Source organism: Aurantiacibacter rhizosphaerae (assembly GCF_009807005.1).
GTDB lineage: Bacteria > Pseudomonadota > Alphaproteobacteria > Sphingomonadales > Sphingomonadaceae > Alteraurantiacibacter > Alteraurantiacibacter rhizosphaerae.
In genome coordinates this window covers 1158208-1176298 of the sequence record NZ_WUBR01000001.1, presented here as the reverse complement: position 1 = coordinate 1176298, position 18091 = coordinate 1158208, and the positions used below count along the sequence as shown (strand labels likewise).

The following is an 18091-nucleotide window of genomic DNA, read 5'->3' as shown; positions in this document are numbered from 1 at the left end:
TCGAAACAGAAAAGGGCCGCTCGGGAAACCGGGCGGCCCTTTTTCTATGGGGTTCCTGGTGCTGCCAGAAGGAATCCGTCCACCGCCTCATGCCAGTCTACCCGCATGCCTGCCCTGTCCTACAGCATGCTGGCGAACCTAGCGCACTCGCCCCATATCCTTAAGAAGAGGCAGAAAATGACGCGCAAACCCCTGTTCGATACCATCCGAAAGATCCTTGGCCGCGGCCTGCGCCAGCGGGAGGTGGACGCGATCGACGATGCGCTCGACGACCTTGTTCAGGACAGTGTTCCAGGTGTTCCACGTTACCGGCAGCCAACCACTGTGGGCAAAGACGGCATCGCGCTGATCAAGCGTTTCGAAGGCTGCGCGAAAAGACGGCGTGATGGACGTATGGAGGCCTATCCCGATCCCGGCACAGGCGCTGCGCCCTGGACCATCGGCTGGGGCGCGACCGGCCCCGGCATCGGCCCCGGCACCGTGTGGAGCCAGGAAGCCTGTGATGCCCGCCTGGAAGCCGATCTGGAACGCTATGCCCGGCAGGTTGCCGCCGCGCTTGGCGATGCGCCCACCAGCCAGCGGCAATTCGATGCTCTCGTCAGCTTTCACTACAACACCGGAGCGATCGCCACCGCCACGCTGACCCGCAAGCACAAGGCGGGAGACCATGATGGTGCAGCGCAGGAATTTGCCCGCTGGTGCTATGCCGGCGGCCGCGTGATGAAAGGCCTCTCCCGTCGCCGCGATGCGGAATGCGCGCTTTATCGTTCTGGCACGGATTAACAATTATCAGGAACAAGGCCGCGGGGTATGCCGTTCTTTCGGCTCACAAGGAGCTGAAAATGAAACTTTGGATAGCATCGATCTCAGCCATCGCGCTGGCGGCATCCCCGGCTCTTGCCCAAGGCAATGGCAACGGGAACAAGGGTAACAATGGCAATGGCGGTGGCCAGCGGGCAGAAGCGCCCGGCCCCGGCAAAGGTAACGGCCAAGGCAAGGGTAACGGCAATGCCAATCGCGATAAACGCGGCGGTCAACAGCAGGAGCGCGGCAATCGCGACGCTGGCCCGCAAAAGCGCGGCAATGGAAACGCCGATAGAGGCAATGCCGACAGAGGCAATGGCAAGGCCGACAGGGGTGATCGCGGCGATCGCGGCAACGTAAACCGTGGGAACGCCGATAACGGCAATGGACGCACAGCCAATCGCGGTAATGATTTTGACCGGCGCTATGACGGCGACAGAAACGGAAACGGCAATTCACGCAATCGCGGCGGTGATGGCATTTCCATCGGTTATGACGACGGTCCGAACTTCGATTTTCGCCGCGCCAGCCGCGGAATTGCGGAAGGCTGCCCTCCCGGCCTTGCGCGCAAGTACAATGGCTGTCGCCCGCCGGGCCAGGCCCGCAAGCAGGATGGCAACCGCTATTACGACTACAGCCCGAACTGGTGGGGCCTTGGCGACCTGTTCGGAGACAGGCGCGGCAATTACTACTATGACGATGGCTTCCTGATGCAGCTTGGCCGGGGTGGAGCAATATCGGGCTATATCCCTCTGCTTGGCGGTGCCCTGTCCATCGGCAATCCGTGGCCGCAGGATTATCGCTATTCCCGCATGCCCGCCTATTACGAGGATTATTACGGCCTCGGCGGGCGCGACAATTATCGCTATGCCGATAATGTGGTGTACCGGCTGGACCCGGAAACCACTGCCATCACTTCCATCGCGGCGCTGCTGACGGGCGATGAATTCACCGTCGGCCAACCCATGCCGCGCGGCTATGACGTGTACAACGTGCCCTACAGCTATCGTGATCGCTATTACGACGGGCCGCAGTCGATGTACCGCTATAACGACGGTTACATCTACGAAATCGACCCCGAAACACGGCTGGTCGCAGCGGCCATCGAAATGCTGATTTAAGGACCTGTTGAGCACATGCAACACAATCACACACTCACAGCGATCATCGCCGCTGCCGGTCTCGTCAGCCTGTCCGCCTGCAATTCCGATGCAGACGTAGCAGAGGATGGCACGCAGGAAGTCCGTTCAGACACGCTTGCCGCCCTGCTGGAAGATGCCGATAATCTTTCCGTCATCTCCGGCATTTTGGGGAATGCAGGATTGCAGGCCATTTTCGATGGCACGGCATCCTATACGATCTTTGCCCCAACGGATGATGCTTTTGCCGAACTTGATCTGCCGATGGATGGCGAGGAAGCAGGCGCGGCTCGCGTGGCCATCGTGCGCGAGCATATCGTACCGGGATACCTTTCCCGCGCGGACATTGAAGCCGCCATCGGCCAGTCCGGCGGATCGGTGGAAATGCAAACGATGGGATCGAATACGCTCACCTTCAGCAACGAGGGAGAGAACCTAGTTGTCACCTCCTCCGATGGATCGAAGGCCATCGTGACGGGTGACGTGATCAGCGGGGCAAACGGCTCGCTATTTCCGGTCGACACGGTTCTGAAGTCGATGGGCGATCCGCAATAGATCTATAGATCCGGCGAAAGACAAAGGGGGCGCACCATCCGGTTCGCCCCCTTTTTCATGCCTGAAAACCATCTCTTCAGAAAATCAGTAATCGCGGCGATATTCCGCTGCGGCCTGATGCCTTCCGATCGTGCTGACAGTCGCCAGCAGGTTCAGCCAGCTGGTTACGCGGAATTCCAGTTCGCTGGCGTTATAGCCTGCGCCGTCGGTGATAATCTCGACATAGAAGCGGCGGCCAAAGTTCTTGCCCAGCGCCACCGCTGTGCCGCGATCCAGCGCAGGATCGGCAGGAATGATGCGCAAGCGGTCCAGCCCCACTGCATTGCGCAGCTTGTTGATCGGGCCAACCCCGCCACCACCGCGCAGGGATGCAACGGCTGCACCCAGTTGCAGCGCGTCCGTGGCGGAAAGATCCGTGATCGATCCACCAAACAGCAGGCGCGCCAGCAGTTCCTCTTCCGGCAAGGCCGGGGTGGAGGAGAAGGTGATCTCCGGCTGGCTGGCACTGCCCGAAACGTCCACTTCTACCGAGAGCCCGTTCACATTGGTAATGGCGGTAAGATCGATGCGCGGATCGATGGGGACATTGCGATCGAAGTCGATCTCGCCGCGCGTAATCTCGAACCGGGTGCCCGCGAAAGAGTAGGAACCCTGCCTCGGCACGATGGAAACAGAGCCGCCCACGCGCGGATCGTCCGTCGTTCCGCGCAGCAGCAGGTTCTCCGTGCGCCACTCGCTTTCGAGGCCCATGCCGTCCACTTCGATGCCGCCCGGCGCGCGAACGTCGATCAGGAAGCTCCACGGCGTCTGGCTGAGGATGGCAGGGCGCTGATCGGCAGGCAGGTTGATCTCTGTCACCTCCACGCTGGGCAATTCGGTCAGCACTTCCGAGGTGCCGAGCTGCCAGCGTGCACTGGTGGCCTCCAGACGGCCCGCGATGGTTCCGCCCACGCCGTTGGACACGATGCGGATCGGCCCGGTTACCGTGGCGCCCATGTTCTCCAGGTCCACGATCTCTGCGTTGCGCGCTGCCAGGCGCAGATCGATCTGCGGGCCGCGCGTGGCGGAAATGGCGGACAGGTCAACAAAGCCGCTGCCCGAAATACGGCCGCCATTGGGCGCGGTGCCGGCAAAGCTGGTAAGCGCCAGCCGCGATCCGGTGAAGGTGCCGCGCGCCCGCATGCCGGTGATGTCGGTGCCGGTCAGCGTGCTGCGAAGGCGAAGGTCATCCCCCTCCAGAGAGCCGCGAATCTGCGGATCACCCAGGGAACCGCGCATGTTGGCGGCCACGGAAATGTCGCCCGTCATATCCAGCAGATCGATGGCAGCCAGTCGCCACAGCGACGCAGCAGAGCCATTATAGCGGAACTGCCCAAACAGATCGCCATTATAGAGCCTGCTGGTGAGCGAGCCCGATCTTGGCAGATTGGCAATGCGCGCCTGCAGGCGGCCATTCGCGCCCGAAGTATCAGACATGACGGCGCGGGCCTGCAGCAGATCCTCGGAAAGGTTTGCGACCAGGGCAATATCCATCGGCTGCGACGTCAGCAGCAGGCTGGAGCGGGTGAGATCATCCACCTTCAGCCGCGCCTCGCCCACAGGCAGGCCGTTTGCGCCCTGCTCTATGTCGATCACACCCGAAATCTCTCCGCCGATGGCAAGATCGCCCGAAAGCGCGCCAATGATATCCAGCGGCATGTCGGACAAGGCAATGCGGCCCTGCATCGGCCCTTCGCCGCCGAACTGGCCACTGGCGATCACATAGCCATTGCCATAGCTGATTTGCGAACGTTGCAGCTCCCAACCGCCGCCCGCCATGCTGGTCAGAACGGCGCGGCGCGGCATGGTGATCTCGCGGCCGGCGTAGGAACCCTGCGCCGCCACGGCGATCCGGTTCGGGGCAACCTGGCCATTCAGCAACAGCTCGAACTGGCTGCCGCGCTGCCCGGTGATGGCGGCATCGAAAGTGCCGGTTCCGTTGGTGACTTCCGCTTGCGCGGCCAGGCGGCCGATAAACAGGTTACCGTAGGACAGTCCGCGCAGGCGGGCGTTGCCCATCACCGTGGTGTTGCCCTCAGCAATCAGGCCGCTCGCATCGATCGTGCCGCTGGCGATGGAAATGGGCGTTGCCCCGCCAAAGCGCGCGTTATCGGCAACCAGATTGATATCAAAGCCCTGCCCGCCATCGCGCACGGCCAGATCGATTGTGCCGTCCAGTCCGCCATTGCCCACGGCGAGCTGTCCGGCAACGCCGCCTTCCACCAGATTGAGCGTACCGCTAACGCGCGTTTCGGCCACGTCCAGGCGATCTATCCTGACGGCGGTGTCGCCATTTTCGGCGATCTCCAGATACAGCTCGCCATCGAATGCGCCCAGCATCGATCCGCCGCTGGTTTCGATGGCAAAGCCATTTTCGGTTGGCGAAAGGCTGACACGAACATCCGCTAGGCCAGCAGCGGGCAGCGGATCGGCAAACACCAGCTCTGCCCGCGGGCCATCATCGGCCAGCGTGGCTTCGACGGTGAAGGGGCCATAATCTGCGTGGCGGCCATATCCGGCGATGCTGGTGCCGCTGTCATCCACGCGGCCATCCAGCGTGGCTGTCAGCAGGCTGGCATTGATATCCATGTTCTGGAACACCAGCGGCTGTTCTCCGCCCATCACGATGCCGCCGTCGAAACGGATATTCTCGCCCGCAAGATTGGCGATGGTGGAATTGGTTACCTCGTCAACGCGGCCCTGCAATTCGGCGCGCAGCATCCATGGTGCATCGCCGCCGATACGGAAGCGGATTTGCGCGCCTGCATCGATGGTGCCGATATTCTCGAACTGCAGATCCGCAATGTTCACCGGCCCGTTTACACGGGTAAGACCGGTTTCAAGATTGCTGTTGAGGCCCAGCCGCGCCCGCAGGCCCTGGAACTGAACTGCCAGATCATCAGACAGGATTTCTCCGCCCGCATAGACCAGCGTGCCTCCAAGGTTGCCGTTGACGAGGCGCGGATCGAACAGGTCATTCCCGCTGACGATGCGGCCAATCTGCGCATCCACCGGGATATTCGCACGCGTGCCGTCAAACGTGATGGTGCCCGCCTGCCGCACGTTGGAAACAGTGATGCCGCCAGCATCGATTTCATCCACCGAGAGCGTGTGCGGCACGGTAAGATCGCGGAATGTGCCGTCCAGCGTGCCTTCCATGGTCAGCCCGTTGAGCGCGACGCCTTCAGAAAACAGCGTCGGGTCCAGCAGCTGCACGGCAAAATTGAGATTGTCGAAGGCGTTGTCGGCCAGATCTATCACGCCATCGCCATTGGCGTTCACGCCTTGGCCCTGCAGAGAGAATTCGCCATCCAGCACCGAATTTTCCAGCGTGCCGGATGCATCAAGCGTGACAAGGTCGCCAAGCGCGCGTTGCGGTATCCCCTCAAGGTACGCCGAAGGCCGCGCCTGCCCTGTGATGCGGTACTGCCCGCTTTCGTTGAAAATCTCGAAATCCAGCAGATCGCTGCCGCCCTGCACCGCCTGCAGGTCACCCTTCCACGACGTCCAACTGCCATCACCGACGAGATTGATCGAAAGGTCCTGCTCTGCGCCAACCATTTCCGCCAGGAAGCCACCGGCAGGAGCCTGCCAGTTCAGATCGAGGTCGAACATGTTGCCATCGGGCTCTGCATGGACCAGCGCCGCAAATTCATCGCCGCCGCCAAATTCGCCGTCAGCATCCAGATAGACAAGGCCATCGCGAATGTCGGCCTTGGCGGCGAAATCGATCACCCGCTGTTCGCCCAGCAAGCCTTCTGCAACGGTAAGATTGTCGATCACGAAACGATCAACGCGAATGTCGAAATCGGGCAGGATCGGCGCGTCGGGATCGCCCGGCTCCAGTTCCGGCGCGGCATAGAGCGTGCCGTTGGTGAGCACCAGGTGCCGCACGTCCAGCCCGCTGGTGAACCAGCGATAGGGCCGCCAGTTCAGGTCAATCGTCGGCACTTCCAGGAACAGCGTATCATTGGCGTCATAAAGCTTCACATCGTAAAGCGTGCTGCTCCACAATACAGAGCCATCGATCTCACCCACTTCGACGCGCAGGCCGGAGGCAGGCGCGAACTTGCTGATCTCGTCTACGATGAACTGGCGGCCCGGCGGCGTGTGCAGGAATGCAATTGCCAGCAGGATGATCGCCAGCAACCCGGCAAAAATCCAACCCACCCCTTTCAGGATGCGAATGGGAACGCGCCGTTTGCGGCGGGGCTGCACGTCTTCCTGTGCGACGGGCTCATCCATGGCAGCACCGTCCGCCATCAGAAGGCCTGGCCCAGTGCGACATAGACGGCGACCCAATTATCATTGGGGCCGGGGTTCAGCGGGAAAGCCACATCCAAACGAAGTGGGCCGAAACCGGTGGCGTAGCGAACGCCGACGCCTGCACCGAACTTGATCGACTGGAAATCGGGCGTGGGATCAAGGCCCACGGAACCTGCATCGACGAATGGAACCACACTGACGGCGCCATCCATGAAGCCGGTGCCGATACGTGCCTCTGCCGAAAGTTCCACCAGGCTACGTCCACCCAGCGGATTGCCCGAACTGTTGAGTGGGCCGATTTCACGATAGCCGTAACCGCGCACCGATCCGCCGCCGCCGGCATAGAGCCTGCGCGATGGCGCGATGGCTTCCAGCGGAGCACCGGGGATGGAGGCGAAGCGGACGCGGCCGGCCAGCACGGTGTTCTCGCCCACGGACTTGTAATAGGTCGCGTCGGCCTGGCTGCGGATATAGAAGCTCTTGATCCCCTCGTTCTCGGAAATTTCCGGCGAGAGGCGGCCCGACAGGCGCCAGCCCTTGGTCGGGTCCAGCAGATCATCAGAATTATCGAGCTGCGCATAAAGCGGCAAGGCAGCGATGAAGTAGTTCTCGCGGTCCAGCGTCTCACCCGCGGCGTTACGCTCGCTTTCCTGCGTGGCGACCAGTTCCAGCCCCACGGACCAGCTGAACGCCTTCTGGAACAGCAGGGTGCTCACCCGCTCATACGTGCCGATCAGCGAAGCGGTGCGCGCATCATAGGCATCGTAATCGATGGTGGAGGCAAAAGCGTCCACCGTCAGGATACGATCGCGGCCCTTGAAATTGTTCTTGCGGAAGGTGACGCCCGCCAGCTGTTCCTGCGTGCCGAGGATACCGCGAACGCGCAGCATGCCTTCGGGCGGGAAGAGATTGCGATGTTCCCAGCTTCCGGCCAGCCGGATGCCTTCTTCAGTGCCGAAACCGATGCTGCCTGCAAGCGTGCGCAGCGGCGCCTTTGAAAGCTCTGCCTCTATATCGACGATGCCGGGTTCGCCATTGGCCGGATCCTGCACCACGACAGGGGTCAGCTCGACAGAACCCAGAAGCCCGGTGGCCAGCATGGCACGGCGCAGGTCCATCTCGTCACTGCGGGTGTAGATATCGCCCTCGTCCCAGCGAGCGATGGTGGTGAGATGGCGGCTGGACAGGAATTCGGGATCGGAACTGATGACGGTGCCAAAACGATAGCGGCCATTGGGCTCCACCGGCATGGTGATATCGCCCTCTTCGCGGTCGTGATCCACCAGCAGCGATGGCGCATCGATCGTGGCGAAGGGGAACCCGCTTTCGCCAAGCGCGGTATCGAGGTCAAACTGCTCTTCCTCGATCTTGTCGAGCGAGATCGGATCGCCGACATTGATTTCATAGGCGCTGCGCAGGGCATCATACTGATCGCCTGCGGCCTGCAGATTGCCAAGATCGATGGCGCCGACGGTGAATCGTTGCCCCGGCACGATATCGAAACGGACGGCGGGCCTGTCCAGATCGACGGCGGTGGTGGCATCCACTTGGCCGACGGTGCGGATCACCTGCGCATCGAAATAGCCGTAAACATCCAGCAATTGCTGCAGCAATGCCTCATCCGCCCGCGCCTGCGCGGCGAGGCGGGCGAGATTATCGTCATCGTCAAGCTGCTCGATCGTGGAGAGCGCCTTGAACCGATCGAGGAATTCGTCCCGCTGCGGGAACAGCGACTGCTCGGTGGGGAACACCAGCACCAGCTCTTCGGAAACGCGCTCCTCACTGCCGGTTGGAACGCGTGGGATCGCGTCATCGAACTGAACGAATTCAATGGGATCTTCAGCTTCCAGCGGGGCAAGCTGCGGAAGCTCTATATCTTCGGGCCATGGGATGGTGACCATCGGCATGGCGGCCAATGGCGCATCGGCATCAAGCGGCGCCTGCGCATTCGCATCGGCCTGATCACTTGGCGGCACGCCTTGCGATGCCCAGTCTTCCGGATTTTCAACTGCGGCATCGGGAATCAGGTCTTCAAGGCGCGGCGTATCCTGCGTCTCCTGGGCATGCGCCGCCTGGACCAAGGGATTGGCAAGCAGCGCGAGCGCCGCGGCCAGCGCGGTAGAAGTGCGGGCAGTCATGGAATTGCACTCAGGTGAGCTTGTATTCCTGTTGCAATCCGGGCGTGTTGTCTTTCGATCCGCCATCCGTAGCAGGAGCTCTTGCACAATTTCCCTTGGCCACCCCATCGATGAGGCTGCGCTGTTCGTCTTCGGACATGCGCCGCCAGCCATCGGGGCCAAGCGCTTCGAGAGGGCGGAAGCGGACCTTGTATTGCATCCGCTCAGACCCTTCGACCCAGTAGCCAAGATAGACATAGGGAAGCCCCGCCTGCGCGGCGCGCCGGATGTGTTCGAGAATGACGTAATTCCCAAGGCCGCTACGATGCTCCAATTCGGGGTCGTAGAAGCTGTAAATCATCGACAACCCGTCCGCTTGCCTGTCTGTTAAACAAGCTGCGACCAAACGTCCAATAGAACCGTCCTCAGAAGGTTCCCTATATTCAATGACAAAGCTCGATACGCTGGTGTGTTCGACCATGTCTGCATAGTCCACCTCGTCCATCGCGGCCATGCCGCCGCCGGGGTGGCGATGCTCCAGATATCGCTGCAACAGTGCGAACTGTTCTTCGGTTGCCCAGGATCGGCATTCAGTCACTTCAAGGTCCGCATTGCGCTTCAGCGCGCGCTTTTGCGAACTCGATGGTTTGAAGTCTTCTGCCGAGACGCGGACGGAAACGCAGGCCTTGCATCCCTCGCAGCTTGGCCGATAGGCCACCGTCTGGCTGCGGCGGAAGCCGATGCGGCCCAGCGCATCGTTCAACTGCTCTGCATGCGGGCCCTTCAGCTCGGTGAAGACCTTCCGCTCCGTGCGGCCCGGCAGGTACGGACACGGCGCGGGGCTGGTCACGAAAAAGCGGGGGAAGCGAACGGGTGCCGACACGGGGTTGGGCGATCCTCTTTTCTAGCGTTCAATTTCTGGCGTTCAAACTGTCACGCGGTTCATTCTGCGAGATCCGGGGCCGTTATGACCGCAGAGAATCGCGAGTTGAACCATGTTAACCATTTAAATCGCCACCTGCAGGATTAATTTCCACAAATAGCGCCGTTGGCTGCGTAAACGCCCCGTAATGGGGCAGGATCGATGGTTAATTCAGTTCCACCTGGCTGACCGAATACCCCTTGTCCGACAAGGCTTTCACCAGCGCATCCAGCTGCTCCCGGTCGCGGGCCTCGCATTCGATGTCGGTCACCAGTCCCTTGGCAGGAAGATTGGTGAAAATGCGCTGATGGTAAATTTCCAGGATATTGACGTTATGCGCATCGAATTCCCGCATCACCTTGAACAAGGCGCCGGGCCTGTCCTGCAAGGTGATCTGCAAGCGCGCAAGACGACCTGACCGGGCAAGATCGCGCAGCAGCACATTGGCCAGCAGGCGAGTGTCGATATTGCCGCCGCACAGCACCAGGCCGATCTTCTTGCCGGCAAACCGCTCTCTGTGGGCCAGCACGGCGGCAAAGCCCGCGGCACCGGCGCCTTCCACCACGGTCTTCTCGATCTGCAGCAGCAGGGACACGGCCTCTTCCAGATGCCGCTCCTCCACCAGCAGGATATCGTCCACCACCTTGTCGATCACGGTCTGGGTGAACTTGCCGGGCTCCTTCACGGCGATGCCTTCGGCCAGCGTATCCCCACCCGATGGAAGGTCCGCGCCTGCCCACGCGTTATAGCTGCTGGGAAAAAGACGCGCTTCGGCCCCGATCACTTCCACCGGCGGGTTCTGCGCCTTGGCCACGGTGCCCATGCCGCTGATCAGGCCGCCCCCGCCAATCGGCACAACGATGGTCTCGATCTCCGGCACGTCGGCCAGCATTTCCAGCGCCACCGTGCCCTGCCCTGCGGCGACATTCGGATCATCGAAGGGATGGACGAAGGTCAGGCCAAGCTCGCCCTCCAGCTTGCGCGCATGGGCATAGGCCTCGTCAAAAGTCTCCCCCTCCAGCACCACATTGCCGCCCACGCTTTCGGTCTGCATCACCTTTACGGTCGGCGTGGTGCGCGGCATCACGATGGTGACGGGCACGTTCAGCCGCGTGCCGTGATAGGAAAGCCCCTGCGAATGATTGCCGGCAGAGGCCGCGATCACGCCGCGCTTGCGCTGCTCATCAGTCAGCAGCAGCAGGGCGTTCAGCGCACCGCGTTCCTTGTATGCCGCCGTGAACTGGTGGTTTTCAAACTTCAGCCAGATATCCGCGCCGATAATCTTGCTGAGCGTTTGCGAATGCATGGTGGAGGTACGCACCACCGATCCTTCGATCCGCTTGGCCGCGGCGCGCACATCTTCCAGGGTGAGGCTGTTATCTGTTCCCGTCATGGTTGCCCGCGCTAGCGGACTGTCGCGCGCGTGCAAATAGGCCGACAGCTTTTGCGCAACAAAGATTGCCTTGGCGCAGCAATTTCGGCATCGCCATAGCCATATGAGCAAACTAGCATTTCTGGGCCTGGGCGTGATGGGCGCGCCGATGGCAGGCCACCTCGCCAAAGCCGGTCACACCGTCACCGGATATAATCGCACCCAATCCAAAGCTGCCGACTGGCAACAGCGGCTGGAGGGTGAGGGACTTGCCGTCTCCACCGCGCAAACCCCGGCAGACGCGGTGGCCGATTGCGACATCGTGCTGGCGTGCCTTGGCAATGACGATGACGTGCGCAGCGTGTTGCTGGGCGATGACGGCGCTTTGGCGGCGATGAAGAAGGGCGCGACCCTGGTGGATCACACCACCGTTTCCCCCGCGCTGGCCCGCGAACTGGCGGATGCGGCTGACAAGCGCGGCATTCACTGCATCGATGCGCCCGTATCCGGCGGGCAGGCCGGTGCTGAAAATGGCAAGCTGGCGATAATGTGCGGCGGCACGGCCACGGCTATGGATGCCGCCACCCCCGTGATGGAGGCCTACGCCGCGCGCATCGTCCACATCGGTGATGCCGGTGCAGGCCAGACCTGCAAGGCGATCAACCAGGTGTGCATCGCAGGCGTTCTGGCGGGCCTATCCGAAGGGGTGCGCATGGCGCAGGCGACCGGCATCGATGCGGACAAGGTGCTGGAGGCCATTTCCGGCGGGGCCGCGCAAAGCTGGCAGATGGAAAACCGCTGGCAGACCATGATGGCGGGCGATTTCGATTTCGGTTTCGCGATAGACTGGATGCGCAAGGATCTGGCCATTGCCCTTGGCGAGGCGAAGGCATCGGGCGTTTCGCTGCCCGTCACCGCCCTTGTCGACCAATTCTATGCGCAGGTACAACAACAGGGCGGCGCGCGGCAGGATACCAGCGCCCTGATCCGCCACCTGCCGGAGATTTCCGAATGATCGCTCGTTTCGCCGTGGTTGCGGCCCTGCTTTGCATGCCTGCTCCCGCCCTTGCCGATACCCATATCGACAATATCGAAGGCATATCCGTTGCGCGCGATGGCTCCATCGATCGCTTCGGCGGCATGGTGGTGGATGAAGACGGGCGCATTTCCGAACTGCTCGACTTTGGCGACCGGCCAACGCGCGAGATCGACTATCGCATCGATGGCGAAGGCCGCGTTGTGGTGCCCGGCTTCGTGGATGGCCACCTACATGTGATGGACATTGGCCTTGGCACGCTGGTGCTGGACCTGTCGGAAACCAATTCGCTGCAAGAGGCGCTGTCGCGCATCGCCAGCTACGCCGCCGCCTATCCGGATCGGCCATGGATCATCGGTCGCGGCTGGAACCAGGAACGCTGGGGCCTGGGCCGCTTTCCCACCGCCGCGGAACTGGACGCGATTACATCGGATCGCCCGATCTGGCTGGAGCGTGTGGATGGCCATGCCGGCTGGGGCAACTCGATGGCGCTTGCAGCCGGCAATATCACCGCGGAAACAAAGGACCCTGTGGGCGGACGCATAGAGCGCCTGGAAGGTTCGCGCGCGCCATCGGGCGTGCTGGTGGATACGGCGATGGAGATGGTGGACAACGCCGTTCCCCCGCCCCTCCCCGAGGATCGCGATCTGGCATTCTACAATGCGCAGCGCCTGTTGCTGCGGCACGGCATCACCGCGGTTGCCGATATGGGCACCAGCGTTGAAGACTGGATGACCTTCCGCCGCGCTGGCGATGCCGGACGGCTGCAGATGCGCGTCATGTCCTATGCCGACAGCGTGGATACCATGCTGCTGATCGGCGGGCCTGCGCCAACGCAGTGGCTGTATGACGATCGCCTGCGACTGAACGGGGTTAAGCTGTATCTGGATGGCGCGCTGGGATCGCGCGGGGCGTTGCTGAAGGCCGATTATTCGGACGATCACGGCAATCGCGGGCTGCCGATCCTCAACGGCACGCAGTTGCGCAATCTGATGAGCCGCGCCGCGCTCGACAACTTCCAGGTGGCCGTGCACGCCATCGGCGATGCCGCCAATGCCGATGCGCTGAATGCGATAGAAGAACTGTCGCGCGATTATTCCGGAGACAGGCGCTGGCGTATCGAGCACGCCCAGATCGTGGACTCGGCTGACCTTCCACGCTTTGGAGAACACGGCGTGATCGCATCGATGCAGCCCGTGCATCAAACCAGCGACATGATGATGGCCGAGGCGCGGCTGGGTGAGGTTCGGCTGGGCGGCGCCTATGCCTGGCGTTCCATCCTGCAAGCAGGCGGCAAGCTGGCATTCGGCACCGATGCGCCGGTTGAACCCGTCGATCCGATGGCGGGGCTAGCCGTCGCGATCAGCCGCACCAATGCCGATGGTGAACCCTTTGGCGGATGGCATCCCGATGAAGCGATCAACCGGGAACAGGCGCTGGCGGCCTATACGGCAGGCGCTGCCTACGCCGGTTTTGCAGAAGGTCGCTTCGGCTCTCTGGCAGAGGGGGAGCGCGCCGATTTCGTGTTCCTCAGCGCCGATCCGCTGATGGCCAATGCGGCGGACATGCGGAAGATCGAGGTTCTGGAAACATGGATCGCCGGTCAGCGGGTATTCGATGTCGAGATTGAAAGCCGCTAGGGCAGTAGGCGGCTAGGCCGAGGTTTCGCTATCGGGCTTTGCAGCCTCCTCGGCCGCCTCTTCCTCTTTCAGCTTCGCATCGCGGCGTTCGGTGATCTTCATCAGGATCAGCGAACCTTCGAACAGCATCAGCAGCGGAATGGCCAGCACGAGCTGGGAAATCACGTCCGGCGGGGTGATGATCGCCGCCAGCGCCACCACCAGCACGATCACATATTTGCGCGCCGACACAAGCTGATCGCGCGAAACAAGGCCCGCACGGTTCAGCAGCATCAGCAGCACCGGCAGCAGGAAACTGATCCCGAAGGCCAGGATGAAGCGCATGACGAGATCGAGATACTCGCCCATTTCGGGCAGCGCCTCTGCATTGATGCCGCCCACATTGCCCTGAAATCCCAGGAACCACGGGAAGGCCAGCGGCATCACCACGAAATAGGCAAGGCACGCGCCTGCGGTGAACAGCACCGGCGTGGCGATCAGGAAAGGCAGAAATGCCCGCTTCTCCCGCGCATACAGGCCCGGCGCAACAAAGGCCCATAATTGGTTGGCGATGATCGGGAAACTGACGAAGAAGGCCGCGAAGATCGCCACCTTGATCTCGACGAAGAAGGCCCCGTAAAGCTGGGTGTACACCAGCCGCCCCTCACCCGCGCCAAAACTGGCGGTGAGCGGGCGCACCAGAATGCCGAAGATATCGTCGGCAAAATAAAGGCACACCGCAAAGGCCACGCCAAAGGCCGCCACGGCCCGCACCAGTCGTCCGCGCAGTTCGATCAGATGCTCCATCAACGGAGCCTGCGTATCGTCGAGGTCGGATATCTTGAACGCCATTATCCGGCGTCCTTTTCAGGCGGTTCTTCAGACTTCGCCGGGGTGTCCTTCGCTGCGACCCTGCTGGTTGCGCTTTCTGCCCCGGCCGTGTTGGTGGCAGCCGCTTCGTTGGCAGCCGCTTCGTTCGCGGCGGATTTTTCCTGCGCCAGGCGCTTCATCTCGGCAGCCTTGGCCGGTGGATATGCGCCCGTGTGTTCCATCTCACCATCACCCTGCGCGGGCGCGCCGTCGGGATGCTCTCGCATCACCTTTTCATTCTGCGCTTTCCACTTCTTCTCCATGTCCTCCAGCTCCGCCTCGCGCACCATCGCGTCAAGACCGGTGCGGAAATGGCCGGACAGCTTGCGGATCTTTCCGATCCAGCGGCCAGCGGTACGCATGGCAAGCGGCATGTCCTTGGGGCCAATCACAAGGATGGCCACCACAACGATGAGCAACAGCTCTGTTGCGCCGATATCGAACATGGGTCAGCGGCGCTCGCTTACAAAGGATCAGGAAGTGGTCTTGTCGCCGGTGGCTGCCGGAGCGGGATCGATGGTTTCCCCGGCTGGCTTTGCATCGTGCGAGGGCCCCTCGATGCGCGATGCGGGCTTTTCGTCAGAGGAAGAATTTTCCTCATCCGACAGGCCCTTGCGGAAGCTTTTCACGCCCTTGCCGAAATCGCCCATCATCTCGCTGATACGGCCACGGCCGAACAGCACCAGTATCACCAGTGCGATTATCAGGATCTGGAATGGTCCAATGCTACCCACGAATATTCTCCGAAATCTTTAAAGCCGGAGTCTAGGCGCTTTCGTCCGGCTTTTCCAGCGTCTCTGCATCCGGCCCGTCCCGGTCCGCTGCCGCCCCGTCCGTGTCCTCTGCTTCCTGCGCAAGATCAGGCGCGGTTTTAACGCCGTCCTGTGCCTGATTTTCGGATGCATCCGCAGCCCCTGCCTGGGCGCTGCTCTCCCGCTGCTCCATCAGATCGTCATAGGCATCGTCCACCGGGTCCAGCAGACCGGAAGCCTTGAGTTCGGCAATGCCCGGCAGATCCTTGCGGCTGTCCAGTCCGAAGTGGCTGAGAAATTCCGGCGTGGTGGCATATATCACCGGCCGACCGGGCACTTCGCGCCGCCCCGCCACGCGCACCCAGCCCGCTTCCATCAACACATCCAGCGTGCCGCCGCTGGTCTGCACGCCGCGTATCGCCTCTATCTCCGCGCGACTGACGGGTTCGTGATAGGCAATGATTGCAAGCACTTCCGTGGCCGCGCGGCTCAGGCGGCGGAGCTGGTCTTTCTCCCGCCGCAGGATATGCGCAAGATCCGGCGCGGTCTGGAATTGCCAGCGCTTGGCCCGCTCCACCAGATTGATGCCGCGCGGCGCGTATTGCTCCTGCAGGGCTCGCAGCGCATCCTTCACATCGGCATCACCAACGTGCGCCGAGATCTGTTCGCGCGTCAGCGGTTCTTCTGCTGCGAACAGGCACGCCTCCACCGCGCGCATCAGATCGTCCGGGCCGTCTGCCGCTCCTTCAGGCATCGGCCTTCAGCCGTCGGAGGTGGAGGGGACCGAAGATCTCCTCCTGCCGGATTTCCGCCCGTCCCCGCTTGGCCAGTTCCAGCGCGGCGACAAAGCTGCTGGCGAGCGCCGATTTGCGCAGCCGCGGTTCTGCATCGACGGGCAGAAAAGTGCGCAATTCCATCCAGTCCAGCGATACGCCCAGCATGGCGGAAACGCGATCAATCGCGGATTCCAGCGTCATCACGGGCCGCTCTGCCACCATGTGGACCACCGGCTCCATGCGCAGCTTCACCTGCCCGTATGCGTGGACCAGCTGATACCAATTGCACTGCCACTGGTTCTTCTTGAGAATCCGAAGACCTTCGGGCGCGCCGCGCGCAAACACATCGCGGCCCAGCCTGTCCCGCCCCATCAGCCTTGCGCCAGCCTCTCGCATCGCGCCCAACCGGGCGATGCGCAATTGCAGCTTCAGCGCCATCTCTTCAGGAGAGGGGTCTTCCTGCTCTTCCTTGGGCAGCAGCAGCGCGGATTTCAGGTAAGCCAGCCATGCCGCCATCACGAGGTAATCGGCCGCAATCTCCAGCTTCAGCGCCTCTGCCTGCTCGATAAAATCGATATACTGATCCACCAGCGCCAGGATGGAGATGGATTTCAGATCCACCTTTTGCCGCCGGGCAAGGTCCAGCAGCAGGTCCAGCGGGCCTTCCCAGTTCTCCAGCTCTATGTACAGCGCGCTTGAATCGGCTTCCGCCGGGGCGGCGATGCCGCGCCAGTCCTCGCTATCATTCTCGGAAGGGTCGACATCGTCGAACAGCGTGCCGTCTTCCATCGCCGTCACGCTCGTTCGCCCACCAGCGCGAGGAAGGCATCGCGCGACGCCAGCAATTCGGCACGGGGTGTTTCATCCCCAACCCGGCCTGCGCCCGCCATCGCCCGGTCCAGCCGCGATCGGCCCGCATCGGTGATTGTCGGTAGAGCCTTGGCCGTGCCAACCATGTCATCCATCTTGCCCCAGCAATTCAGCACCAGATCGCAGCCTGCGGCAATTGCACGCTCCGATCGTTCGGGAATGGTGCCGTCGAGCGCCTGCATATCGATATCGTCAGACATCAGCAGACCATCGAAGCCGATGCGCTTGCGGATGATCTGCGAAATCACGAATTCGGATTGGGTCGCCGGATTTTTCGCATCCCATGCGGTGTAGCGGATGTGCGCCGTCATCGCGATGGGCGCATCGGCCAGCTTTGCGAATGGCGCCATGTCGGTTTCCAGCTCGGCCTCGCTGGCGTCCACCACGGGCAAGTCCTTGTGACTGTCCACCGTGGCGCGCCCGTGGCCCGGCATGTGCTTGATACACCCGATCACCCCGCCGCGCGCCAGTCCATCCAACGTCGCGCGGCCCAGCGCGGCCACCTGCATCGGATCGCGGCCAAGAGCGCGGTCTCCGATCACGTCATGCGCGCCTTCTGACGGAATATCGAGGACGGGGTGGTAATCCACCGTAATGCCCACCTCTGCCAGGTCATGCGCCAGCAATTGTGAATTGGCGCGAATGGCCTGAATGGCGCTGGCCGGGGCGATATCGTAAAGCTGGGCAAAGGCACCGGGGGCGGGATAGCTATCCCATTCGGGCGGCTTCATCCGCGATACGCGTCCGCCCTCCTGATCAATGGAGATCAGCAGGTCTTCCCGCCCGTGCAATTCTCGCAAGGCATCGGTCAGCGCGCGCAATTGCTGCCGATCCTGAACATTGCGACCGAACAGGATGTATCCCGCTGGCAGCGCATCCTTGAAAAAGGCGCGTTCCTCCCCCGTCAGGGTGAGGCCGGAAAGGCTGAATATGGCAGGCGTCATAGCCGTGGAT

General features: G+C 62.1%; 15 protein-coding genes. 5 read left to right on the top strand and 10 right to left on the bottom strand.

All coding sequences use genetic code 11. The features are described 5' to 3' along the window. Positions 1-177: 177 nt before the first annotated feature. Genes GRF63_RS05520 through GRF63_RS05510 form a run of 3 tightly spaced genes read left to right on the top strand, consistent with a single transcriptional unit; the run spans position 178 to position 2498 of the window. Entirely contained in the window at positions 178-783 is a 606-nt protein-coding gene (locus GRF63_RS05520; RefSeq protein ID WP_160484935.1) for a lysozyme, read from the top strand. 59 nt (positions 784-842) lie between these two features. Continuing rightward, complete coding sequence (locus GRF63_RS05515) at positions 843-1925, top strand: hypothetical protein (RefSeq protein ID WP_160484934.1); 1083 nt, start codon at positions 843-845, stop codon at positions 1923-1925. Positions 1926-1940: 15 nt separating this feature from the next. Next, positions 1941-2498: a fasciclin domain-containing protein gene (locus tag GRF63_RS05510; RefSeq protein WP_160484933.1), complete on the top strand. Its 558-nt coding sequence runs from the start codon at positions 1941-1943 to the stop codon at positions 2496-2498. Positions 2499-2582: 84 nt separating this feature from the next. On the opposite strand, the gene GRF63_RS05505 is transcribed toward GRF63_RS05510, so the two are convergent. The 4 genes from GRF63_RS05505 to GRF63_RS05490 form a co-directional block, all read right to left on the bottom strand. Continuing rightward, complete coding sequence (locus tag GRF63_RS05505) at positions 2583-6782, bottom strand: translocation/assembly module TamB domain-containing protein (protein ID WP_237392297.1); 4200 nt, start codon at positions 6780-6782, stop codon at positions 2583-2585. A gap of 17 nt (positions 6783-6799) precedes the next feature. Then, the gene (locus GRF63_RS05500; protein WP_160484931.1) at positions 6800-8941 is read right to left on the bottom strand and encodes an autotransporter assembly complex protein TamA; all 2142 of its coding nucleotides are present in this window, start codon (positions 8939-8941) and stop codon (positions 6800-6802) included. A 10-nt stretch (positions 8942-8951) separates the two neighbouring features. Then, positions 8952-9803, bottom strand: coding sequence for an arginyltransferase (locus GRF63_RS05495; RefSeq protein ID WP_160484930.1), 852 nt, complete (start codon positions 9801-9803; stop codon positions 8952-8954). 205 nt (positions 9804-10008) lie between these two features. Beyond that, positions 10009-11235, bottom strand: coding sequence for a threonine ammonia-lyase (locus GRF63_RS05490; protein ID WP_160484929.1), 1227 nt, complete (start codon positions 11233-11235; stop codon positions 10009-10011). 70 nt (positions 11236-11305) lie between these two features. On the opposite strand from GRF63_RS05490, the gene GRF63_RS05485 reads away from it, so the two are divergent. Then, a complete protein-coding gene (locus tag GRF63_RS05485; protein WP_272914646.1) occupies positions 11306-12229 on the top strand; it encodes an NAD(P)-dependent oxidoreductase in 924 nt (307 codons plus the stop codon). Then, on the top strand, positions 12226-13890 hold the full coding sequence (locus GRF63_RS05480) for an amidohydrolase (RefSeq protein ID WP_202131568.1): 1665 nt from the start codon (positions 12226-12228) through the stop codon (positions 13888-13890). Before GRF63_RS05485 ends, GRF63_RS05480 begins: the two co-directional genes overlap by 4 nt. Positions 13891-13902: 12 nt before the next feature. Here the strand turns inward: GRF63_RS05480 and tatC are convergent, their stop codons facing one another. Genes tatC through nagZ form a run of 6 tightly spaced genes read right to left on the bottom strand, consistent with a single transcriptional unit; the run spans position 13903 to position 18081 of the window. Beyond that, on the bottom strand, positions 13903-14721 hold the full coding sequence (gene tatC / locus GRF63_RS05475) for a twin-arginine translocase subunit TatC (protein WP_160484927.1): 819 nt from the start codon (positions 14719-14721) through the stop codon (positions 13903-13905). Then, the gene (gene tatB / locus GRF63_RS05470; RefSeq protein WP_160484926.1) at positions 14721-15185 is read right to left on the bottom strand and encodes a Sec-independent protein translocase protein TatB; all 465 of its coding nucleotides are present in this window, start codon (positions 15183-15185) and stop codon (positions 14721-14723) included. The genes tatC and tatB overlap by 1 nt, the downstream gene beginning before the upstream one ends. 27 nt (positions 15186-15212) lie before the next feature. Further along, the gene (tatA, locus tag GRF63_RS05465; RefSeq protein WP_160484925.1) at positions 15213-15473 is read right to left on the bottom strand and encodes a twin-arginine translocase TatA/TatE family subunit; all 261 of its coding nucleotides are present in this window, start codon (positions 15471-15473) and stop codon (positions 15213-15215) included. Positions 15474-15504: 31 nt separating this feature from the next. Further along, positions 15505-16245 carry an SMC-Scp complex subunit ScpB gene (gene scpB / locus GRF63_RS05460; protein ID WP_160484924.1) on the bottom strand — a complete coding sequence of 247 codons (741 nt, stop codon included), beginning with the start codon at positions 16243-16245 and terminating at the stop codon, positions 15505-15507. Beyond that, positions 16238-17056 (bottom strand): segregation and condensation protein A, encoded by an 819-nt coding sequence (locus tag GRF63_RS05455; RefSeq protein ID WP_160485406.1) that lies wholly within the window; start codon positions 17054-17056, stop codon positions 16238-16240. The genes scpB and GRF63_RS05455 overlap by 8 nt, the downstream gene beginning before the upstream one ends. 5 nt (positions 17057-17061) lie before the next feature. Next, positions 17062-18081 carry a beta-N-acetylhexosaminidase gene (nagZ, locus tag GRF63_RS05450; protein ID WP_160484923.1) on the bottom strand — a complete coding sequence of 340 codons (1020 nt, stop codon included), beginning with the start codon at positions 18079-18081 and terminating at the stop codon, positions 17062-17064. Positions 18082-18091: the final 10 nt, after the last annotated feature.